Annotated in this window: 22 protein-coding genes; 8 read left to right on the top strand and 14 right to left on the bottom strand. The window is 48.9% G+C overall.

The features are described from left to right. Positions 1 to 29 precede the first annotated feature (29 nt). The 6 genes from menC to P397_RS0113815 all read right to left on the bottom strand — a co-directional run bounded on the left by menC (position 30) and on the right by P397_RS0113815 (position 7,175). Positions 30 to 1,103, bottom strand: coding sequence for an o-succinylbenzoate synthase (gene menC, locus P397_RS0113840; protein WP_028106896.1), 1,074 nt, complete (start codon positions 1,101 to 1,103; stop codon positions 30 to 32). Then, positions 1,100 to 2,473: an o-succinylbenzoate--CoA ligase gene (menE, locus tag P397_RS0113835; RefSeq protein ID WP_028106895.1), complete on the bottom strand. Its 1,374-nt coding sequence runs from the start codon at positions 2,471 to 2,473 to the stop codon at positions 1,100 to 1,102. Before menE ends, menC begins: the two co-directional genes overlap by 4 nt. A gap of 71 nt (positions 2,474 to 2,544) precedes the next feature. Next, positions 2,545 to 3,369 carry a 1,4-dihydroxy-2-naphthoyl-CoA synthase gene (gene menB / locus P397_RS0113830; RefSeq protein WP_026833807.1) on the bottom strand — a complete coding sequence of 275 codons (825 nt, stop codon included), beginning with the start codon at positions 3,367 to 3,369 and terminating at the stop codon, positions 2,545 to 2,547. A gap of 14 nt (positions 3,370 to 3,383) precedes the next feature. Further along, positions 3,384 to 4,163 carry a 2-succinyl-6-hydroxy-2,4-cyclohexadiene-1-carboxylate synthase gene (menH, locus tag P397_RS0113825; RefSeq protein ID WP_028106894.1) on the bottom strand — a complete coding sequence of 260 codons (780 nt, stop codon included), beginning with the start codon at positions 4,161 to 4,163 and terminating at the stop codon, positions 3,384 to 3,386. Next, positions 4,160 to 5,806: a 2-succinyl-5-enolpyruvyl-6-hydroxy-3-cyclohexene-1-carboxylic-acid synthase gene (gene menD, locus P397_RS0113820; protein WP_035414234.1), complete on the bottom strand. Its 1,647-nt coding sequence runs from the start codon at positions 5,804 to 5,806 to the stop codon at positions 4,160 to 4,162. The genes menH and menD overlap by 4 nt, the downstream gene beginning before the upstream one ends. Then, positions 5,796 to 7,175, bottom strand: coding sequence for an isochorismate synthase (locus tag P397_RS0113815; RefSeq protein ID WP_028106892.1), 1,380 nt, complete (start codon positions 7,173 to 7,175; stop codon positions 5,796 to 5,798). The genes menD and P397_RS0113815 overlap by 11 nt, the downstream gene beginning before the upstream one ends. A gap of 160 nt (positions 7,176 to 7,335) precedes the next feature. Here P397_RS0113815 and P397_RS0113810 point away from each other — a divergent pair, with 160 nt between their 5' ends. From P397_RS0113810 to P397_RS0113795, 4 genes are all read left to right on the top strand, one after another. After that, positions 7,336 to 8,229: a 1,4-dihydroxy-2-naphthoate polyprenyltransferase gene (locus P397_RS0113810; protein WP_026833803.1), complete on the top strand. Its 894-nt coding sequence runs from the start codon at positions 7,336 to 7,338 to the stop codon at positions 8,227 to 8,229. Between the two features lie 169 nt (positions 8,230 to 8,398). Next, complete coding sequence (locus P397_RS0113805) at positions 8,399 to 9,310, top strand: PfkB family carbohydrate kinase (RefSeq protein WP_026833802.1); 912 nt, start codon at positions 8,399 to 8,401, stop codon at positions 9,308 to 9,310. A gap of 34 nt (positions 9,311 to 9,344) precedes the next feature. After that, complete coding sequence (locus tag P397_RS0113800; protein ID WP_028106891.1) at positions 9,345 to 9,770, top strand: NUDIX hydrolase; 426 nt, start codon at positions 9,345 to 9,347, stop codon at positions 9,768 to 9,770. 87 nt (positions 9,771 to 9,857) lie between these two features. Further along, a complete protein-coding gene (locus P397_RS0113795; RefSeq protein ID WP_028106890.1) occupies positions 9,858 to 10,766 on the top strand; it encodes a YihY/virulence factor BrkB family protein in 909 nt (302 codons plus the stop codon). Positions 10,767 to 10,836: 70 nt separating this feature from the next. Here the strand turns inward: P397_RS0113795 and P397_RS0113790 are convergent, their stop codons facing one another. After that, on the bottom strand, positions 10,837 to 12,786 hold the full coding sequence (locus P397_RS0113790; protein WP_028106889.1) for a heavy metal translocating P-type ATPase: 1,950 nt from the start codon (positions 12,784 to 12,786) through the stop codon (positions 10,837 to 10,839). Between the two features lie 186 nt (positions 12,787 to 12,972). Between P397_RS0113790 and P397_RS0113785 the strand changes: the two genes are divergently transcribed. Further along, complete coding sequence (locus P397_RS0113785) at positions 12,973 to 13,902, top strand: DMT family transporter (RefSeq protein ID WP_026833798.1); 930 nt, start codon at positions 12,973 to 12,975, stop codon at positions 13,900 to 13,902. Positions 13,903 to 14,064: 162 nt separating this feature from the next. After that, the gene (locus P397_RS0113780; RefSeq protein WP_026833797.1) at positions 14,065 to 14,352 is read left to right on the top strand and encodes a hypothetical protein; all 288 of its coding nucleotides are present in this window, start codon (positions 14,065 to 14,067) and stop codon (positions 14,350 to 14,352) included. Between the two features lie 83 nt (positions 14,353 to 14,435). Here the strand turns inward: P397_RS0113780 and P397_RS0113775 are convergent, their stop codons facing one another. The 3 genes from P397_RS0113775 to yfkAB form a co-directional block, all read right to left on the bottom strand. Continuing rightward, the gene (locus P397_RS0113775; RefSeq protein WP_051524044.1) at positions 14,436 to 15,608 is read right to left on the bottom strand and encodes an MFS transporter; all 1,173 of its coding nucleotides are present in this window, start codon (positions 15,606 to 15,608) and stop codon (positions 14,436 to 14,438) included. Positions 15,609 to 15,651: 43 nt separating this feature from the next. Beyond that, positions 15,652 to 15,834: a hypothetical protein gene (locus P397_RS0113770; RefSeq protein ID WP_026833795.1), complete on the bottom strand. Its 183-nt coding sequence runs from the start codon at positions 15,832 to 15,834 to the stop codon at positions 15,652 to 15,654. An 80-nt stretch (positions 15,835 to 15,914) separates the two neighbouring features. Continuing rightward, positions 15,915 to 17,027, bottom strand: a complete 1,113-nt coding sequence (gene yfkAB / locus P397_RS0113765) for a radical SAM/CxCxxxxC motif protein YfkAB (RefSeq protein WP_026833794.1) — start codon at positions 17,025 to 17,027, stop codon at positions 15,915 to 15,917. Positions 17,028 to 17,112: 85 nt separating this feature from the next. On the opposite strand from yfkAB, the gene P397_RS0113760 reads away from it, so the two are divergent. After that, positions 17,113 to 17,322: an SE1561 family protein gene (locus P397_RS0113760; protein ID WP_026833793.1), complete on the top strand. Its 210-nt coding sequence runs from the start codon at positions 17,113 to 17,115 to the stop codon at positions 17,320 to 17,322. Between the two features lie 40 nt (positions 17,323 to 17,362). After that, entirely contained in the window at positions 17,363 to 18,748 is a 1,386-nt protein-coding gene (gene rlmD / locus P397_RS0113755) for a 23S rRNA (uracil(1939)-C(5))-methyltransferase RlmD (RefSeq protein ID WP_026833792.1), read from the top strand. A gap of 42 nt (positions 18,749 to 18,790) precedes the next feature. Here rlmD and P397_RS17425 read toward each other — a convergent pair whose 3' ends face one another. The 4 genes from P397_RS17425 to P397_RS0113735 all read right to left on the bottom strand — a co-directional run bounded on the left by P397_RS17425 (position 18,791) and on the right by P397_RS0113735 (position 22,445). Beyond that, entirely contained in the window at positions 18,791 to 19,672 is an 882-nt protein-coding gene (locus P397_RS17425; RefSeq protein WP_035414232.1) for an aldo/keto reductase, read from the bottom strand. 52 nt (positions 19,673 to 19,724) lie between these two features. After that, positions 19,725 to 20,204, bottom strand: a complete 480-nt coding sequence (locus P397_RS0113745) for a TVP38/TMEM64 family protein (protein ID WP_235184000.1) — start codon at positions 20,202 to 20,204, stop codon at positions 19,725 to 19,727. 163 nt (positions 20,205 to 20,367) lie between these two features. After that, positions 20,368 to 21,762 (bottom strand): sensor histidine kinase, encoded by a 1,395-nt coding sequence (locus P397_RS0113740; RefSeq protein ID WP_051524040.1) that lies wholly within the window; start codon positions 21,760 to 21,762, stop codon positions 20,368 to 20,370. Continuing rightward, positions 21,759 to 22,445: a response regulator transcription factor gene (locus P397_RS0113735; protein WP_026833789.1), complete on the bottom strand. Its 687-nt coding sequence runs from the start codon at positions 22,443 to 22,445 to the stop codon at positions 21,759 to 21,761. Before P397_RS0113735 ends, P397_RS0113740 begins: the two co-directional genes overlap by 4 nt. Positions 22,446 to 22,564: the final 119 nt, after the last annotated feature.

The following is a 22,564-nucleotide window of genomic DNA, read 5'->3' as shown; positions in this document are numbered from 1 at the left end:
GGTGAAGACGGATCCGTTGCTCTTTTTCGTTACAAAATGAGACGGGATTGACTCAGACGATGGAGGCGTTCGAGCGAAACGGGATGCTCTTGATAGCGGATGCTTCCGTTTTCGACGACGTAGTCGTGTTCAAGCAGATCCTCGACGAAATACTGATCCGTGCCAGCCATATCAATCGGATAAGCGAGCCCGGGTAAAGTGGCGAATGCCAGCGTTTGTCGTCGTCCGATGCCACTCTCGAACATGCCGCCTAACCAGTAGGGGGACATCTGTCGGACTTCTAGTGCCGTCGTCAAACCACCGAGGCGAGCCGGTTTAATGTTGACGATGTGACCTGCTTGTAAGGTCTGCATCAATGCAGCATCTTGTGTCGTTTGAATCGATTCATCCAGACAAAGGGGTGTCTTCAGCAAGGAAGCCGCCTGTTGATGGCGTAACCAGTCATTTGCCGGAAACAGTTGCTCCATCATGACCAACGAAAACGTGTCCCATGTTTGAAGGACAGGGAGGTCGGCTGATTGAAAACTTCCATTCGCATCAAACATCAACGGTGCCTGCGGAAACGCCGCTCGGACGTGCTCCAAAATATGCGTATCTGTCGGGGCAAGCTTCAGCTTGATGCGTCCGAAACCGTCTGCAAGCGCCTGTCCGACTGCTTCGACCATTGCGACGGCAGAAGAGCGGCCGAGTGCTTTTCCACACGGGATCGCCGTTTTCTCATCACCGCCGAGATAGGAGGCGAGTGATTGTTCTTGCGCTTGCGCAAATAATTCGTAGACGGCCCCGTCAAACATTGCTTTTGCCATTTGATTGCCTTGAATGGACCGGAAACGTTCCGTGACATCTGCCGGGGCAGAGAGAGGCTGTGCGCTGAGCAGACGATACAGCAACGGTGACAAAGCACGCAATGAGGCTTGTGTTTCGGCTGTATACCAAGGTGTATCGAATGCGACACCTTCCCCGTAGCCGATCCGTCCTTCCTGGTCGGTCAGACGGAGAATCGTCGTCTGCCGTTCCGCCAAGGTCGAAATCGCGGTGTGCATCGGTTGCCGGAACGTCAAACGGACATCAAATAGTTCAGCGCGTCGGAGTTCGATCTTCATAACGACTCCTTTAACTGACGGCGGATCAGCTTACCGTTCGCATTGCGCGGTAATGTATCACGGTAAATATAGGCGACCGGACATTTGTATTTGGCGACTAAGCGTTCCATCTGTTGCCGGACGGATGTTTCTTCCAACGTGCTGACGATGAAGGCGACCGGCACCTGCCCCCATGTCGGATCAAAGCGGCCGACGACCCCAGCTTCCGTGACGCCTGAAATCGACAGTAACGCAGCTTCGACTTCTGCCGGATAAACATTTTCGCCACCGGAAATGATTAAATCACTCCGTCTGTCGAGTACATACAAGTAACCTTCTGGATCAATCCGTCCAAGGTCTCCTGTTTTTAGATAACCGTCAGGCGTAAAGGCAGCCGCAGTCGCATCTGAATTTGCGAAATAGCCGTTCATGACAGTCGGTCCCTTGACTTCGATTTCCTGATAACGGGTGATGCGGATTTCTGTCGGGGCAATGGCTTTACCGGCAGAGCCGATTTTTCGAATCGCATCTTCCGGCAAAAGCGTAGCGATTTGTGAAGCCGTTTCGGTCATCCCGTATGTCTGCATGACAGGAATACCGCGGTCTAGTGCGCGGGTCAGAATCGGTAACGGAACAGGACCACCCCCGGTCAAGACGACGCGTAAATCGTAACGGCGTAATCCCGCTTCGAGTAACCGGTCCAACATGACGGAGACAAGCGAGATGTGGGTGACGGCTTCCGTTTTGATCCAGTGAATGGTCTTGTTCGGTGAAAAGTGGGGTTCCAGGATGAGCGGAGCACCATAAATCACGGACCGGTAGACGACGGCTAAGCCGCTCATATGGAAAAGCGGCGTGACGACGAGAAAACGATCGTCAGGCAACGAACCGATATGACGGGCAGCGTTCATCGCACTCGAAAAATGATTGAGCATCGTCTGTTCGACGGCTTTTGGTTGTCCCGTCGTTCCGCTCGTAAACAACATGGATTGAATGTAATGTTTCGGCATGTGACGCACCAGAATATCAGGCGCTTGACGCGTCGCTTGAAACGGCAGACGTTTGACCGTCGAATCGAGGAGACGATCCGAGATGACGTATTTAACGTCCGCGCGTTTCAACTGGGCATTCACTTCCGTCTGACTGAGCCGAATGTTGATCGGAACGATTGTTAATTCAAGTAACTGCGCCGCATGGATGGCGATGATATAGGCGGTGCTTGAGGGTCCGTACAAGGCAATCCGGTCACCTCTTGAGAGGAGAAGTGCCCAGGAGCTGGCCAATTGATGGGCTTTCGTGTAAAGCGCGGACCAGGTCAAACGTTCGGTGTCGGTGATCAGTGCCAGATCATCCGGCTGTTCTTTGGCACGGGTATAAATCCAAGGGTACAAAAAACGTCACGTCCTTTCTGGATGATGATACGAAAAAGGTTCAAGTCTTTCGACATTGAACCTTTTTTGTATTATGGGAATCGTGGAAACTGTCCGAAGTCAGGATCACGTTTTTCTTTAAACGCATCGCGTCCTTCTTTTGCTTCATCTGTCGTGTAGTACAACAATGTCGCATCACCTGCTAATTGCTGGATACCCGCAAGACCATCTGAATCGGCATTGAATGCCGCTTTTAAGAAACGGAGTGCCGTTGGTGAATGCTGAAGGATTTCAGAACACCATTGGATGGTTTCTTGCTCGAGGTCAGCGAGTGGCACGACCGTGTTGACGAGCCCCATGTCGAGTGCTTGTTGTGCATCGTATTGACGGCAGAGGTACCAGATTTCACGCGCTTTTTTATGACCAACGACGCGGGCGAGGTAACCAGAACCGTATCCAGCATCAAACGAACCAACTTTAGGACCAGTTTGTCCAAATTTAGCGTTGTCTGCTGCAATCGTCAAATCACATACAAGGTGAAGAACATGTCCGCCACCGATGGCATATCCTGCAACCATTGCGATGACCGGTTTCGGGATGACACGAATCAGACGTTGTAAATCAAGAACGTTCAGACGCGGGATTTCATCTTCGCCGACGTATCCGCCATGACCGCGGACCTTTTGGTCGCCGCCTGAACAGAACGCCAGGTCACCTTCACCAGTCAAGACGATGACACCGACATTTTGATCGTCGCGTGCCCGTGAAAAAGCGTCGATTAATTCATGGACGGTTTGTGGACGGAACGCATTCCGTACTTCAGGACGGTTGATCGTGATCTTGGCGATCCCATTCCATTTTTCATACTTGATGTCTTCGTAACTACGGGCAGCTGCCCATTCTGGAACGTATCTCATTTCAATTCCCCCATTTAATTAATTAAGAGTAGTTTCTCTACCATTGTAACAAACTTTTCCGGTTGGTCGATATGTGGGGCGTGTGATGCTCCGGGAATTACATGAATTTTTTCGGGTGAAGCAGCTTCAAACGCGATCCTTTTAAATTTTTCGTCTTCCGCACCGACAATCCATTCAATTGACGGATGGTTGACCCACTGCCAGACGGAAGGCATATTTCCGGTACCTTGTGCGATAAGCGAAGCGGCCAGACCTTCAGCGGACTGGGTCAGACGTCCGTTACGAATGCGTCGTCGTGTCTCGATCGGCAGATGCTGCTGACTTGCAAAAAGCGGGATCGATTCCCAGTAGTCGATGAAGGCGACAAGCCCATCCGTCATCAACCGTTGAGCAAGCATCCGGTCACCTTGGCGCCGGAGTTGGCGTTCAGCGGCAGAACGAAGACCGGGAGTCGTGCTGACGGCAATCGTTTGCCGGACACGATGTGACGTGACGGCGAGCATCAAAGCGATTCGTCCGCCCATCGAATAGCCCAAGACGGTCCACGGTTCGGTCCGTGTAGCGAGCAAAGCGTCTAAATCCTTCACCTGCTCGGTCAGACGCATGCGTTGATAAGAAGCAGGTGCGGTTCGACCGTGTCCAAGTAGATCGATTCGGTAGACCGTGTAGTGCGACGCCAAACGGATGCTCAAGTCGGACCAGGTCGCGCTGCTTCCCGTGAAACCGTGCAGCAATAAAAGCGGTGGTCCTGCGCCTGTGATCTCTACATGATACTCGTGGTGGCGAAGCTTCATCGGAAGCGCTCCTGCAAGGCTTGGTTCGTCAGCTCCCAAATGCGACGGTGTAAGCGGACGTTTTTCGGACGGTCGGTTCGGATTTCAAGAATGCGTGTCGCGACCGGAGTAGTCTGCAAGGCAGTCTTTAAATCCGGAATTGAGGAAATCAGTTCATAGTCGACACCATAGCCTGAAGCCAGATGACGGAAATCCAGTTCTTGTGCCGTTCCGAAAAGCGGTTCAAAGACGGCTGGATCCAACGTTTGCTGCGGCAGGAAGTTAAAAATCCCGCCACCTGTGTTGTTGATCAACAAAATCGTCATCGGCCGCGTCCGTGCCATCATCAAGCCGTTGATGTCATGGATGAACGCCAGATCCCCGACTAATAAGTAGCGATGGTCGGCGTCATACGTCGCACCAAGTGCACTCGACACGATACCGTCAATGCCATTCGCTCCTCGATTCGCAAGAATCCGGAGTGGAGTGCCCGTCGGTAAGAAGGTGTCCAAATCACGAATCGGCATGCTGTTCGAGACGAACAGACTGCCTTGCGTCAATACATCAAGGGCACGCACGACATTGTACTCCGTCAATTGTTCGGTATCCAGTGTCTCAAAGACGACTGCGACAGTCTGTTCTGCTGCTTGCAGTGTGTGCAGATACGAGACATCATGCGCCGTCTCCGGCATCGCTTGAAGCTGACTCGGGTGACCACTTAAAAATTCAGCATGCAACTGGGGATCACGCCAATTTCCCGGATGCCCGACAACGGTCGTCGGGATGTCCTTTGACCAAAGCAGGTATGGTTTTGACGTCGGCATCGCTCCAAAACGCAAAATATGTTCCGGGCGGACTTTCTGTTGAACGGTTTCATCTTTTAACCACGTGTCATAATACCCGAAAACGGTCGCATACGAAGACTGACGACCTTGACTGAGCGGGTCAGCGAGGACGGGAATATGCGAACGTTCCGCGTAATCCAGAATGAATTGTGTATCCGTTGCTGAAAGTTGAGGTCCGATGACAATCAAAAGACGTGGAATTGATAAAATTTCACTCAATTCCTCTGAGAGTGACGGAGCGATAGCACGTAATGGACGCCCGACGGATTGACCAGTCTGTAACAGGTCCAATTCCGGAATCAACGGTTCGCGAAGAGGGACGTTGATCTGAACAGGACCAGCCGGTTCTGTCATCGCAAGCAACGCAGCGCGTCGCGCGACGTGTTGGACATACGTGAGTCCTGTTTCTTCCGGCAAGGGTAGATCAAAAGCGTGACGGACCTGTTTGCCGTATAAACCAACCTGATCGATGGCTTGAGGAGCGCCGACCCCGCGTAATTCGTGGGGGCGATCGGCCGTGAGGACGATTAAGGGCAACTCAAAGATATTGGCTTCCGTCACGGCAGAATAATAGTTGGTTGCCGCGGTACCGCTCGTACAAATCAAGGCGACAGGACGCAACGCGTCGTCAGTTCGCGTCAATCCCAAAGCAAAAAAACTAGCCGACCGTTCGTCAACGAGGACGTGGGTGCGGCTAGACGGGTGAAGAAAAGCAGCGATCGCAAGCGGCGTCGAACGTGATCCCGGACTGATGACGAAATCGCGGACTCCGCTGCGGACTAGATTATCGATTAATGTATGCACCCATTTAGTCAACATAAACATCATCCTTTTCTATGGTACAGAGTTGCGAAAGTGCTTGCAGCATTGGGGATAATTTTGTTCCGGTTTCTTCGAGTTCACTCTGCAGGCGTGACCCTTCGACAAGGCCGCAACCGGCGTACAAAACAGCAGAGCGGTCCGTAAACAGACCCGACCGAATCGCAACGATGAACTCACCGTTTTCCGCACCGTCCATCCAACCAACCGGTGAACCGTACCATCCGCGCTCAAACGTCTCGATGTCCCGGATTGCCGCAACAGCTGCTTCTTTCGGCTCGCCGCCCAAGGCAGGAGTCGGATGAAGTTTTTCAATCAGCTGAAACAGACTGACTTCAGGTGAAAGGGTGGCAGTAATCGGCGTATACAGATGTTGGATATGGCGGTTTTTCAACAACATCGGTTGCTCGGGTTTTTCGAATCGCGTCGAAAGTCCGCGCAGCGTCTGTTCGATGGAATCAACGACAATCGCATGTTCGACGCGGTTTTTATCGTCCTGTAAGAGCGTTTGTCCAAGCGCGTAATCCGTCTGTTCCAACTCGTGGCGCGGAGCTGAACCGGCAACAGCCGCCGTTTGGATTTCCTGACCGGTTTTTAGAATCAAACGTTCCGGCGTGGCTCCAAGGAAGGCTTCTTCCAGTGTCGGCTGAAAGAAAAAGATATAGCTGCCGGGCTGTGATGATTCAAGCTCTTGAACAAGTCCGGCCAGATCGACGGGTTGATCTAATTCATAAACGACTTCCCGGGCTAACACGATCTTTTTTAAGGTCGTTTTTAACAGTTGTGTCGCTTGATGGAAAGACGCTTCGAACGCATCGTTTCCGTCACGGGTCAAACGAATGCGTGTAACAAACTGGCTAGATTTCGGTGTATGCAACTCCGCATATTCGACGGCCAATTGATTCAGAATCTTTTCCGCGTTAGACTGCGGTTCGACAAACGCGAAAATCGTTACGGTCGTATGCCCGTCTTGTTCCAGATATAAAAATTTCGGAATCGTCATCGACGCTTCCCCGAAAGCAGACCAACGATAGTCCGGTTGCTTCAGTTCAGCGAACGAAAATCCGCAAAAGGCAAATAAATCGTTCCCGACATGATCCCGGTTCAAGGTCGCCCACTTCGATTGCATCCGTAAAAAACGATCATGTCCAGAAGTCTTTAACTGTTGTGCGATGCCAAAACCAATTGCACGCATGGACCGATCCGGTGTCGTAAAATAAAAACGTTCTTGTGTCCCAAATGTCAGTGTGCTGACGTCTTGTGCCTCGACTTGCCATGAATATGAGGCGATTATAGCTCGTTGGTATGCATTGGCATGACCGACGGCTTGTTCAATACATTGTTTAAGCTCTTGTTGAGCGTAAGCCATACCGCTCATTGCCCCCTAGTCTATAGATACTGTGATACGTTTCACTTATTCTAAGTGTAAACTTTTTACCCGAAAAAAAGAAGGAATAAGCTATCTCCGATTGAGCATTGACAGTAAAAAACGAAACCCGATACACTTAGACAGGAAAGGGGTTTATTATATGAATAAATCAATCGCTGTATATTGGCGAATGACACGACCGCATACACTGACAGCGAGTTTTGTACCCGTCGTTGTCGGAACAGCCATCGTCGCACCACGAATCGAGTCGTTGCGCATGGATCTGTTTTTTGCGATGTTGATCGCGTCGATGCTGATTCAGATTGCCACGAACTTATTTAATGAATATTATGACTATAAACGTGGACTCGACACGGAAGAGTCAGTCGGGATTGGAGGATCCATCGTTCGGGACGGATTTAAGCCGGGAACGATTTTAGCATTCGCGTTGTCGCTGTATGCCATCTCCGCCTTACTCGGGATTTATCTTTGTCTGGAAACCACGTGGTGGTTGCTCTTGATCGGCATCATTTCGATGTTCGTCGGCTATATTTATACGGGAGGACCGTTACCGATTGCCTATACACCGTTTGGGGAAATCGTCGCCGGTTTCTTTATGGGATATGTCATCATTGCGATTTCCGCCTATCTGCAAATCGGTTATGTCCCGACAGAAGCAGTCGCCATCTCGATTCCGGTCGCCATCTTGATCGGTTCCATCTTACTCGCAAACAACATCCGCGATTTGGATAACGACAAGGTGAATGGAAGAAAAACGATTGCGTGTCTGGTCGGTCACCAAAAAGCTGTTTACGTCTTGATTGGCTTTTTCGCTGCTGCGGTTCTGTCCTTGATGGCTGCAGTGATGATCTTTAATGTCACCTGGTGGGCATTGCTTGCTCTCTTAAGCATTCCGTTGATGATCAAAGCCGTAAAATTGTTCTGGCGGGATTTACCGCCGCAGGAACTGATGCCGGGAATGGCGCAAACGGGCAAGGTCAACACGATTTTTGGTCTGTTGCTTGCAATCAGCTTAACCATTTCCAACTTATAATGAAAACTCCGAAAACCTTTTTCCTGAAACGGAAAGAGGTTTTTTTCGTGCTCATCGTCTGATTCGATTGGTTGTAACGCATTTGAAATTTTACTATAATTGAAGCAATGTGCCTGAAACGTTCATGTAGCATCAGGGTTCATGAAATTTTTTTAGAGGTGGAACAGAAATGAATAAAATTGCGGTAATCGGGAAAGTATTCGTCGACATAAAAGGAACTTCGTTCGCTCCCTTGCATAAGGATGCCAAAAACGTCGGGGACATCAGCTTTTCGAACGGTGGTACGGGTCGGAATGTGGCGCAGAATCTTGCTGTCCTTGGAAATGATGTTCGCTTTATCTCGACGGTTACGAACGACCAGATTGGTGTAGGAGTTCTCGAAGAACTGAAATCATACGGAGCAAACGTTGATCATGTAGAAATGCTGGAAGACCATGGTATGGGCATGTGGCTTGCGGTAATGGATAACGAAGGAGATCTGCAAACATCGATTTCGAAGCAACCAGATGCCAAGTTGTTGGAAGAAGCGATTCTTCGTCAATCGGTCTATGCCTTGGACGGGGTAGACGCGGTGGCAATCGATTTGGACTTATCCGTTACAGTCCTCGAACGTTTGATTCATCTCTGTCGCAAAATGGAATTACCGCTGTACGGCGTATGTGGTCACCTCAGCGTCATCGAACGAAACCGGCATTTGCTGCAAGGATTCACAGGATTCATCTGCAGCCGGGAAGAAGCCGAAATCTTATCTGACTTGTCGATTGTGACGGTCGAGGATGCGATTCATGTTGCAAACGAACTGGCGAAAAAAGGAGCTCCGTTTACGGTCGTCACGATGAGCGAACTCGGTGCCGTTTACGTCGATCGCCGCACGGCGACGTCGGGACATGTCGGAACAAAAAAAGTGAAAGTAGTGGACTCAACAGGTGCGGGGGATTCGTTCTTTTCCGCTGTACTCTCCGAACTGACGGACTCGAAACAAGCAGAGGACGCCTTAAAGCTCGGTATGAAGGTTGCCGCACAAGTCATTGCATCGACGGAAAATGGATTGATTCCTGAAATGCTGGAGACGATTCGTTGAGTCCTCAAATCATCAGGTGAGGGGAGACAACGCAATGCCAATTCAACGAAGTGCCATTATCTTAATCAATGAAGCGGATGAAGTCGCCTTGATTCGCCGCGATAAACCCGGTCAAACCTACTACGTGTTTCCCGGTGGCGGGGTAGAGACGGGCGCGACGCTCGAAGAAACCGCGATTCGGGAAGCGCATGAAGAGTTGGGAGTGGATGTCCAACTCGAAGGAATCGCGGCGGTCGTAAAGTTTAACGGACTCGATAATCCGTATTACTGGGCGACGATGACAGGCGGCGTATTCGGGACCGGAACAGGTGAAGAGTTTGAGGATGATTCTTCCGGTTATACACCGCTCTGGATCAGCCGGCAGGAATTGTCGGATTTACCGGTTCGACCGGCAACACTCGTCCGGGAATTGACGGCTATGACGGAACGGTTTTACGACATCCAGCTGGAGGATAATTGAGGTTTTAGTTAAAACAAACAGGGAAAAAGTATATTAAGACAATGAGGTGGTCCTGGACTGCCTCTTTTTTATGAAGGAGAGATGACGATGGCGCATACGCGGGACACTAAAGGTTTGGTACTTAATTTAAAGCAACGCATGTCTGATCACAACATTACGGATTATGCAGGTACGTTGGCATACTACTGGTTCTTATCCATTTTTCCAGGTATCATTTTTGTTATTTCGGTATTATCTTTCTTTGACATTGATCAACAGACGCTTGAATCACAAATTCGTGATCTGGCACCGGGTGGATCGGTCAACACCTTTACGGATGTCATCTTCCAAGCGATCAAAGAGCCGCAGGGAGGTCTCTTGTCAATCGGGGCAATCCTTGCCATCTGGTCGGCTTCTAAAGGGGTAGATCGTCTGATTACGACAGCAAACCATGCTTACGGAGATTTTTCACCACGTGGATTTGTCGCAGCGCGAGGAATTGCTTTGGTGTTAACGATCATTCTCGGAATCGGGATGTTGTTACTGATCGTGTTAAACGTTTTGGGCGGACCAATCATCAGTTATCTGGCGAATTTTGTTCTCCCGATCGATATGGGACAGAAAATCCTGTTGACCGTGTTACGGTATACGATTTCAACCATCTTGTTGATTTTTATCCTCTCAATCTTTTACCGGGTCGCACCTAAACGACCGATTACCTTTAAACAAGCGATTCCTGGTGCCGTGTTTGGCGTTATCGTCTGGCAGCTCTTATCAGTCGGTTTTGGTTTTTACGTATCGAACTTCTCCAATTACAATCAGACGTACGGATCACTTGGTAGTGTCGTCATCGTCTTATTGTGGTTATACTTTACCGGATTGATCATCTTACTGGGTTCGGAGCTGAATGCTTCGTGGGAACGTTTCATGAAAAAGGCGGATCCGAAAAAGATGGAAGAAAAACGTCTAAAAGAACAAGCGGATCTGGATTCGATTCCGACCAATACGTTTGGTTAAGAGACGCTTCAACGACTGCTCACAAAAAAGCATCCGCCATCGGTTTATCGATGGCGGATGCTTTTTTGTATTAAGCCGCTGCTTGTTTGGAAAACGAAGCAGGGGCGTGTTGAAGCGGTGTATCTTTTTGTAAAAGTCGTAATCCGTTGAGGATGACTAAAATCGTCGATCCTTCATGACCTACGACAGCAAACGGCATGATCAGGAACTGTGAAAAATTCGAGATGATCAACAGCAGGATGACACTGATGGCAAGCGTGATGTTCTGTTTGACGACACGGTTCATCTTACGTGCTTTGTTGACAGCGTATGCTAAACGACCTAAATCGTTTTTCATCAGCACGACGTCTGCCGTCTCGAGTGCTGCATCTGTTCCTTCACCCATTGCAATTCCGACGTGAGCAAGTGCCAAGGCAGGGGCATCATTGATGCCGTCCCCAACCATCGCGACTGTTTTTCCGTCTGTTTGATATTGCTTGATGTAACGGACTTTATCTTCCGGCAGACATTCTGCGACGTAATCGCTTAATCCGGCTTCTTTGGCGATGGCAGCAGCAGTGACCGGATTGTCTCCCGTCAACATGATCGTCGTGATGCCGAGTGAATTGAGGGAAGAGATGGCTGCCTTCGCTTCCGGACGAATCGTATCCCGTAAGGCATACAGGGCGATGATCGATTCCCCGTTGCTGACGTAGACCATCGTGTTGCCTTGCTCTTTTAAAGACTGTTCCATGGAAGCAAACGGATCATGTAATCCTTCGTGGAAAGCATATTTACCGATTCGGTAGGTGGTGCCGGATACAGTCGCTTCAATCCCGAACCCTGTAACGTCCTTGAAGGCGGAAGGTTCGATGACATCGGCTTTTAAATGGGTCACGATCGCTTGTGCCAACGGATGGTTGGATTGGGCTTCAATCGATGCGACGGCTTGTTTTAAAGTGACGGAATCGATTCCGTCAGCGTAATGGCTTTCTGTCACGATCGGTTTGCCTGTCGTAAGTGTCCCCGTTTTATCAAAGACGATCGTATCGACTTGACCAAGCGTCTCGATGTGCGCCCCACCTTTGAACAAGACACCGTTACGGGCAGAAGCAGCGATGGCAGATAAGGCGGCTGGAGTGATGGAAGCGACAAGGGCACAAGGCGAAGCTACGACAAGTAAAATCATTGCCCGGTAGATGCTTGTCTCAAACGACCACCCGACGACATAGGGGGGAACGACCATCATCAACGCGACGACGAGTAAGACAATTTTGACGTAACGACTTTCAAACCGTTCAATGAACTGGGCGGAGGGTGACTGTTCGCTTTGTGCATTTTGTACCATATGGATGATTTTTTGGAACAACGATTCATCTGCCGCTTTTGTCATCTCAATCGTCAAGACACCGTTCATATTGACCGTTGAATTGTAGACCGTATCACCGGTTTGTTTTTCCACCGGAATGGATTCGCCGGTGATCGAGGCTTCTTCAATCGCGGCTTGACCGCGGATGATCGTGCCGTCGACCGGGATGCGTTCACCCGGGCGGACATAGACGATATTTCCGACCGACAATTGTTCAAGACCAACCACTTCGAGTTTACCGTCGGCATTTAACCGGGTTGCTTCTTCCGGTTGCAATGACATTAAACTTTGAAGAGCACGTTCATTTTTGTTCATTGTGTAAGTCTCGAGGGCGCCGGACAGGGCGAAGATGAAAATTAAGATTGCGCCTTCCATCCAGTAACCGATGGCGGCTGCCCCAATCGCGGCTAAAATCATCAACAATTCGACGTTCAGCGTTTTATCCTGATAGGTTTCGGTTAATCCCTCTTTTGCTTTCGCATATCCGCCGATGACGTAAGCAGAAAGATAAAGCGTGACATACGCCGCAGCGGGTACACTTACTTTTTCGAGGGTGTAAGCAATTAAAATCAATATTCCGCTAAAGAGTGCTAAAATCAATTCGTGATGTTCTTCCCAAGCATGACGAACAGCAGATCGTTGCTGGATATCGGTAGTAGTAGAGGTAGTCATATAAAAACTCCTTTCAAGTTCTAAATGAGAAATGAAATCACTATATCAAAACAATGAGAATGTTTATTACCAACGTTTCCTCATCAATGATAATGAGTTTCATTGTCGCTAGATTATAATAATTATTATCTGTAGACTAACTATACCATGCCCAAGCAAAAAGGAACAGGAAAGGAAACAGCAAAAATGAAAAAAATATTGACCGATCGATTTGGTATGGTTGCCCTCGCATTAGTGACGACCTTCCTCTGGGGAAGTGCCTTTCCCTTCATCAAAAAAAGTTATGATTTGCTCGCAATCGCCTCGACAGAATACGGGGAGCAACTCTTGTTTGCGAGTTACCGCTTCTTTTTAGCTGGTGTCTTATTGCTGATTGTCAGTGTGTTGGTGTTTAAACAACCCATCACGTTAAAAAATCGGACGCTTGCTTACAGCCGTCTGGGTTTCTTCCTGACCTTTCTTCAATATGTCTTCTTCTATATCGGCCTTTCATTGTCGACCGGGGTGCAGGGATCGATCATCGCAGGATCTACTTCCTTCTTTCAAATGTTGCTCGCACATTTCCGTTATGAAGATGACCGGTTGAATCGATTTAAGGGCCTGGCTTTGTTTTTAGGGTTCACAGGGGTCATCCTGGCGAACTGGCCGCAAGGGTCAGCTGGTGTAACGTTTGGCGTCGGAGAGATTTTACTGATTTTAGCGATGATTTCCGGTGCTTTCGGGAATTTGGTTGCAAAGGAATATTCAGCGAGTTATCCGGTCGCGCCGATGACCGGTTGGGCGATGGTCATTGGATCAATTGGCTTATTCATCGTCGGTGCGGTAATGAACGGGGAGTGGTTCCCGTTTACCTTCACGAGTACGTCGGCATGGATGCTGCTGTATTTGGCATTTTTGTCAGCGACCGGTTTCACATTATGGAACTTGCTGATGAAATATAATCCAGTCAGTCGTGTTTCTTTGTTCATGTTTTTTGTCCCGATTTTCGGTGTGACGTTGTCGGCGCTGATTCTCGGCGAATCGATTCCACCCCAGGCGTTTATCGGTTTATTGTTTGTCGTCGCCGGTATTTTGGTTTCGACCTATCTTCCGGTTTGGTTTCAAAAGCGGAGTTGACGAAGATTCTGAATCGTGCAAAAATAGTCTCAATCAATCTGTTATTTTTAATCGTTTGTTGCTTAAGCCGACTTGTTCGGCTTTTTCTGTACGGTCATAAACCACCGATTCGGCCTTGCCAAAAAGGCTAGTGCAACCAAAAAACGAGAGGAGATGAGAGAAGTGGAACGGAATGAGATCGTTCGAAAGATCATTGCCAATCGTCGTCCACGCGATGAGTTTGCTCGGTTCGTCGTTACCTGTGTCAGTCAACAATTAAAGGAAACACATGGGGACGTCGATGTGGAAATCGTTGAGGCAGAAAGAGGGTACGATTCAGTTTGGTCAATCAACGGTCGAGAGGTCGTCGTCTTGCTGGAAACAGAAGAGTTGAAGCGTGCAAAAGAACAACCCTATGCAATCGACGATAAGCTCTGGCATAGTTTTCGGCAGGTGGGAATCGTAAAATAAACGTACGGTTTCAACGTGATCCGTAGACGGAAAAAGACAAAGACGGTCGTTCCACGATAAGGAACGACCGTCTTTGTCTGTAGTTAAGGTGACACCGGCTTAGAACGAAACAGAAGGTAAGCAAGTGTCGCGAGAACCAGTACAAACAAGCTGAAATAAAAACTTGGGGGTAACGCGACGAACAGACTCCCCGAAATCGGTCCAAGTATCGATCCGAGACTGAAGGAGATGCCGGCAAGCAAGTTCCCGGTCGGCAGTAAATGATTCGGAAGTTGTTCCGTCATATAAGCGACGCCAAGCGAATAGGTCGATCCGAGGGCCATCCCGCTAATCGCAAAAATCGTGAACAAGGCGCCGTAACTTTGAAACAGAAAACAGGCAATTAAAAAAGCGACGCTCCCAATACTGAGGACGGTGATCAGCGTGTTCCGTTTTCCGAAGTGATCCGCCAATCGACCGAGCGGCAGCTGCATCAATAAAGAGCTGACGACAAAAGTTGTAATTAACGTACTCGTCTGGGATAGTTCGTAGCCGTTTCGTGTCGCAAAAACAGGAAAACTTGCGTTTAACGTTGCTTCCAAAAAACCGTACGTGAATCCCGGCAATAATGTAAACCAGGCACTCGTCAAGACGAGCCGGTAGCGAGAGGCGGCAGATTGGAGCTCTTCCGGCATGATATCAGATGGTTTCTCATTCGGCATTTGCCGCAAGAAAATCAAAACGAGCACAGTCAATGTCCCTGTCAAGACGAAAGGAAGCCAGTCGATGACATCAACAAACGGTGCAGCGAGCGGACCAAGGGCGAAACCGAGTCCGAATGCCATCCCGTACAAGGACATCGTGCGTCCGAGTCTGTCATTTGGTGTGATTGAAGTGATCCAGACCTGTGATCCGTAATGAAGCGTCTGGTCACCAAAACCAACGACGAACCGTAACACCATCCAAGCAAGGACACTTGGAATCAGGGGAAAGGCGAAGACAGCGACAGCGACCAGCACCAGTCCGAAGGAAATGACCGGGACGTAACCGTGACGACGCAACGGCTTTTCCATCAATGGCGCGGCGACGATGACACCGATGTAGAGAACAGCAGCACTTAATCCATTTATGTAAGCAGGTGTTCCTTGACGTTCAAGCAAAATTGAAAGCAACGGGATGAGTAGTCCTTGGGTAAAACCGGAAATGAAGACGATTGAAAGAATCAGAGCAAAACGACGTGACACAACAAACAACTGCCTTTCTTTTTTATTAAGCATAACATGCCCCGGATGTACATCTGTACACCGGGGCATGTTCATTTTATTGATCTTTTTGTTCGAACCGTGTCGGACGTGGCATATGCAAGAGATGTTCGTCCCAATCCGTTTGATCAAACACTTCGTCGTGTTCAATACTGTGAGACGCACGAATGCCGATCATCATGATTCCGAGTACCATGCTGAACATTCCAATAATCGCAACAATCCCAACGAGCCATTCCATTTTTGAAACCCCCTTCGAACAAGGAAAGTGTGTCAACTTTGTGACAGACTTTTCCCGTTTTCAAAGAGACTCAAACCTGATCAGAGGCGGCTGGATTGTTTGAGGAAGTCTACTTCCGGATAATACGCATTTTTGACAAGAGCGTTTGGACCGAGGCATTGAACGGCCGGACAGTGACAGGACAAGCTTTGATTCAGTTCCGTTTGGCGCCACATCGCGTAGGCATCATTAAAGGATGTCTCATGAATCGTTCCGAGTGAGGCGAGTTCGTCTCCAAAGTCCGTGACGATGATTTCTCCGTCGAAGATGTTGACATTAAGCCGCGAACGACCGTCGGGATCGTTTCGGACAGAGACGTTCGTTTCGCTTTGAAGGCGGCGATGGAGCGTTAAATCTTCTTCTTTCATGGAGCAGGCATAAAACGGCAGTGTTCCAAACAGCATCCAGACGTTTTTGTCACGGGCATCCAGTAGACGGTGGATGCCGTCACGGATTTCATCGAGACTGGCCGCTTCGATCATCGACGCGAAGTCTGCCGGGTACATCGGATGCACTTCATGCCGGACACAACCCATGTCGACGATTTCCTGATGGATGGCTTCGAGGTGCGGTAACGTCCGCTTGTTGATCATCGTTTCGGCGGAGACGAGGACACCACGTGCATTCAGGATCCGTGCATTTTCTTTCATCTGTTCAAACAGTTTTGTCCGGGCTTCACGAGAGGGTTTACGCTCCATCATGGCGAAACCACCATCGATGAAGTCATCGGCTGTTCCCCAGTTATGTGAGATATGCAAAACATCCAGATAAGGGATGATCAACTCATATCGTGAGAGGGGAAGTGTTAAATTTGAGTTGATTTGGGTTTTAGCCCCGCGTTCGTGGGCATACTTAAGTAGAGGGACAACGTATTCCTTAACCGATTTCATCGACAGCATCGGTTCCCCGCCTGTAATCGAGAAGGCGCGGAGATGTTCGATCTCGTCCAGTCTTTTGATGAGAAGTTCGACGGGAATGGTAGGTGTTTCGCTGTTCGACAACATGTATCCGACGGCGCAGTGTTCACAGCGCATATTACAAAGGGTCGTGGTCGTGACTTCGATATTCGTCAGTCTGGAGTGCCCGTACTGTTCGATATCGCGGTATGCTTCCCACGGATCGTTCTCGATGGTGATGGGTGATTTTAATGACATGATCATATTCCTCCTTTTAGTGCTCCATTATGTATCGTATGCTAAATGAACGATGGAAGAAAGAAGAAGAAGGGAAGTCAGAATAATGGGAAAAGCAAGAACTGATAAACTTGGGCAGATGAATGTGCTAAAATCAAGAATGCAGCTTTTATGCCATACGATTGATTCATTGGATGAAACATCAGATATTGAGGATTTGGAACGTTTAGCCGCTTCCTTGGATCAGTTGAAAGCCAAGGTGCTTCGTTATGCAAAAGATATGAAGGAACATGAGGAATCAGAAAGCGGTTCGTAAAGACCGCTTTTTGATTTGGATCATGGAAAGGATGGATCAGATGACAACAAAAATTAAATTACAGGTAGGCGAAACACGTTCCGTGACTTGCTTACGCATGGGGATTAACGGTGAAGGGATCGCAACACTGGAACGACAAATCGTCTTTATACCAGGTCTGCTTGTCGGCGAAACCGCTCAAATCGAAATTACAGAAATTCATAATAACTTTGCCAATGCTAAAATCCTCAAGCGGGATGTCCGTTCACCGGATCGTGTGACGCCGTTATGTCCGATCTACAGCCAATGCGGGGGATGTCAGCTTCAGCACATGAGCTACGAAGGACAGCTCCGGTATAAAGAAGAGATGTTACGGAACGCCTTTACCAAATCAACGAAACTCAATGTTGAAAAGGCGGATATCCGTAAGACGATTGGTACGACAGAATGGGAATACCGCAACAAGTCACAATTCGCCGTCGGAAAAGAAGGCAACCAAATCGTCAGTGGTCTGTACTCCGCAAACTCAAACCGTTTAGTGGCGATTGATGAGTGTGTAGTGCAAAACAAAGAGACGTTACGTGTCAACAATGCGGTCACGCAATTGTTAAACGACTACAATGTGCCGGTTTACAGTTCATCCAAACAAGATGGTGTCATCCGTAACATCGTCGTGCGGACGGGAATCAAAACAGGTGAAATTCAAGTGGTCTTAGTGGCGTTCAAGGACGGATTCAAGGATCTTGAAGGATTGTCCCGTGATATCTATGACATTCCCGGTGTCATCTCAGTCGCCTTGAACATCAACGATAAATTAACATCACGCGTGTTTGGAGAACAAACGGAAATCCTCCGCGGCGTGGAACGGATTGAGGAACAGATGGGTGAATTCACATATCAACTGTCACCACGGGCGTTCTTCCAGTTAAACCCGGAACAAGCGGAGCGGATGTATGGAGAAGTCGTAAAAGCAGCTGCCTTGACGGGTGAAGAACGTGTTGTTGATGCATACGCGGGTGTTGGATCGATTGGTCTTTGGGTGGCGAGCGGAGCAAAAGAAGTCCGTGGAATGGAAATCGTCGAAGAAGCCGTTGAAGATGCGACAGCCCACATGAAGCAGTATGGTTTTAATCATGCCCATTATGTGGTCGGGAAAGCAGAAGCCTGGATTCCACGTTGGGTAAAAGAGGGATGGGTACCTGATGTCTTCATCGTCGATCCACCACGTGCCGGATGTGATACACAGTTATTAAATGCAATGATTTCTTCTAAAGCGAAAAAAATCATCTATGTCTCGTGTAATCCACAATCACTGGCACGGGATTGTGATCATTTGATGAAAGCCGACTACAAAGTCAGCTACATTCAACCGTATGATATGTTCCCCCAAACGGCGCATGTCGAAGCAATCGTCGTCTTGGAAAAAAAGAAAAAGAAGAAGTTTTAATGAAAATGCCTCATTCCTCTTTAAAAGGAACGAGGCATTTTTTTAGGTTTGCTGGAGCCAATTTTGATCTTGTTCCTGAAAACGGTGTTTTAGATCCGCGACACGTGCCGGCGACAAGGGACCCTGTTCGAGCAAACGGACGTTACGGATTAAATGTTCCGGGTTCGCCGTGCCGATGATGGCACTCGTGATTCCGGGCTCAAAGACTGTAAAACGAAGAGCCGTCTCAAGCCAGGACGATTCCTCAAGCGGGAAGTCAAGCTGCTCTGCCCGCTCCCAGTAAGGCTCGACATATTGTCCGACCGGTCGTGTGTCAAACCGCCAAGGGGCGTTGGCAATCGGTCGTTTGGCGATGATTCCTTTTTGTTGCCGGTGAATCTCCGGTACGGAATCAGCCAATACCCGTTGATCGTAAAGGTTGACCGACGTTTGAAAACTGTCGAAGCGTCCGGTTTTGACGGCATAATCCAAGTCATCTCGATCGCCTGAATAAGCAATCAGCCGGACTTTTCCCGCCTGTTTCGCCCGTTCCAGCGCCTCGATGACGTCATCTTGCGCGAGTATCTCCTTGCTGCAAGAGTGAAGGTGGACAATATCGATGAAGTCCGTCTGCATCGTCAAGAGTGCTTGATCGATGCCGCCGGCGACAGCTTGAAAGGTCCAATCCTTTGCACCCGGTACATCATATCCGACCTTCGTCGACAGGACGACGTCATGGCGACGTTGTTTTAAGAAGTGACCGAGTCGTTTCTCGGATAAGCCGTAGCCGCGCGCCGTATCAAACAGGCGGATGCCTAAGTCCAAGGCTTGGTGCAAGACCCGGCTTGCTTCCTGATCCGATAAAGCGTCGGAACCGATGTGACCGGCACCAAAGCCGAGCGGGGAGACTTGAATATCGGTCTGACCAAGTGAACGTAATTCCATGCTCTTTCCTCCTTTGTGTACTTCTCTACACTAAACGAAGAAAACGGTTGCATCAATCGTTAACCCCTGATTGTTGCCGTCGCTTCTTCCACCAATAGAACAGGTAGCAGATCAGGAACAGACCGGCAATCAGCCAAGGAATGAGCGAGTCACGCTGAATCAATTCATTGACGGCAAACGCCTCGAGTAGGAGGGCGGGTACTTTCCCGATTGTACTGGCGCTCAAAAACACGAGCGCCGAGACACCGCTGGTCGCACTCAAGAAGGTGACCAGTCCGGACGGGGCAAACGGCAGCAGCCGTAAAAAGAGGATTGACCAAAAGGCGTCCCATCCCGTCTGTTTCGTCAATTTATCGAGCCATTTCAAGACAAGGGGTGACCGAATCAGCGGCTCGATCTGCCGGAAACCCCGACGGTAAACGTAAAACGCGATCCCGGCACCTAGAGCCTCTCCGAGAAAGGACAACAGAAGCCCTTCCCAAAAGCCAAAATAAAGCAGATTGGCGGCAGTGATGAATGCACTGGGCAACACACCAAACAAACTAACGAGTATGCTGACCAACAGACTGATCGGTACAGCAAATGTATCGGCTTGCTCCAGCCAATGAAGAAATGTCGCTTCGATAGTAAAACGTCCTTTCTGAGAAATTCAAAAAACCAAACCGGCGGCAATCAACCGGTTTGGTCAACGTGGATCAAGCGAATCCATCTTCTTCGTCCGGCAGCAACGGTAATATGATTTGGACCGTCGTTCCTTCACCGAGCGCCGATTCAAAGGAAATGGTTCCGTCATGCCGATCGATGATATGTTTTGTGATGGCGAGACCGAGACCGGTTCCGCCGTCTTTGCGGGTCCGTGATTTATCGACCCGGTAAAACCGTTTCGTCAACCGTTCCAGATGTTCGGGCGGAATGCCTTCCCCTTCGTCCCGAATCGTGCAGACCGTCCGTTCACCCTCCGTTTTGGTCGAGAGATAGATGTTTTTGGAAGCCGGCGTATATCGTAAGGCATTATCCAAAATATTTCCGATGACTTGTTCCAGTCGGTCATTATCTCCGAGGACAATCTGACTTGGATCAAAATCCGTGATGATCGATACGCCTTTTGTTTTAGCAATCGGTTCCATGCGGTAGACGACATCTTCAAGCACTTGGCTGAAGACGAGCGGCTGTTTCGTCATCGGATAAGAATCCCGTTCCAGTTGAGCCAGGTCCAGTAAATCATTGACGAGCCGTTGCAAGCGTTCCGTTTCCCGTTCGATGATTTGATAATACTGATCACGCGTTTTGTCATCGAGTGCTTGATCTTGCATCATTTCGGTATAGCCCCGGATGTAGGAGAGGGGGGTCCGTAATTCATGGCTGACATTGGCCAAGAATTCTTTGCGTTGTTCATCCACTTCACCGAGTGATTCCGCCATCTTGTTTAACGTTTCCGCCAGTTCGCCGATTTCATCGTCGGATTGGATCGGAATCCGGTAATCGAAGTCACCTTGTGCATACACCGTCGAAGCCCGTTTCATATCAATCAGCGGGCGGATGATCGTATCGATGATCTGGCGTCCAAAGATGACGAGATTGAGGACAATCAAGCCAATCATGAAGAAAATCATCAAGCGGAGCGGACGGAACGGTTCACTGATTTGACCCAGTTCAAGGTACAGAATCAGTGTTCCGACAAGACGGTTATTTTCGATGATCGGAAAACCTGTCATGAGAATGTCCGACCCTTCGATCGGGTGCATCCGGCTTGAAACGACCGTTTCGCCGTTCCGTAACTGTTCAATATCCGCATTCGTCAAGAAGCGCAGACCGGCCGGATTTTTCTTCAGAAAGTCGATGAAAAAAACTTTCGATTCGGTCAATTCGTTCGTATAGGTCATGCCATCGTAAAAGGCGCCGGACAAGCCTTCCGATTCATAGATGTTAATCAACTTTTCCCCGCGGTTAAGCAGAAGATCTTCCTGCGTTTGTAAATAAAAGCGGTCATACAAGTAAAATGTCAGCAACACGAACAAAATGGCTGAGAACACGCTTGTAAACCAAATCGTAATCCAAATCCGGCGACGGATGGTATACCGTTTAATCATACTTCCTCGAACTTATACCCGATACCCCAGACGGTCTGAATCGAGCCACCAGCCTCACCGAGCTTGAGGCGGAGTGTTTTGATGTGGGTATCGACTGTCCGAAGATTTCCGATATAATCCGCACCCCAGATTTGGTCGAGCAGTTGTTCACGCGAAAAAACTTTGTCGTTGTTTTGGACAAACAGGTGGAGCAAATCAAATTCCTTCCGTGTCAAACTGATGGGTTTTCCGCTGACATGGACACTCCGACTTTCCGTATCCAGCTCAAGTTTTCCAATCGTCAACGTGGCCGATTGATCGACCGTAAAACGATGCGAACGGCGCAGAGTCGCTTCGATTCGTGCTAATAGTTCCCGTGGACTGAACGGTTTGGTGATGTAATCATCAGCTCCGATTTTTAAACCGTGAATCCGATCGAGCTCGTCGGAACGTGCCGTCAGCATGATGATCGGGACATTCGAAAATTCACGGATCCGCATACAAGCGGTTAATCCGTCCATTTCCGGCATCATGACATCGAGTAACACAAGATGAAACGTATCTTGCTGCATTTGGTCAAGGGCTTCTTGACCGTTTGAAGCGGTCGTCGTGTGGTAGTTTTCTTTTTGAAGGTTTGAGACAAGCAGGTCACGCATTTGTGCTTCATCGTCTACAACCAGTATTTTAAAGGATTGTTCCGGCATCAGTAATCGCTCCATTTCATATAGGAAGACGTTGCATCCTCTTCCAAAAGATGAATTTTCCTTATCATCATACCATTTGAAGGTTTCGTTCCGCATCAACGAACAGTAAAAAAGCACAA

Source organism: Exiguobacterium undae DSM 14481, from assembly GCF_000620805.1.
Classification (GTDB): domain Bacteria; phylum Bacillota; class Bacilli; order Exiguobacteriales; family Exiguobacteriaceae; genus Exiguobacterium_A; species Exiguobacterium_A undae.
The sequence above is the reverse complement of the archived record's forward strand: the minus strand, read 5'-3'. Positions and strand labels throughout refer to the sequence as shown.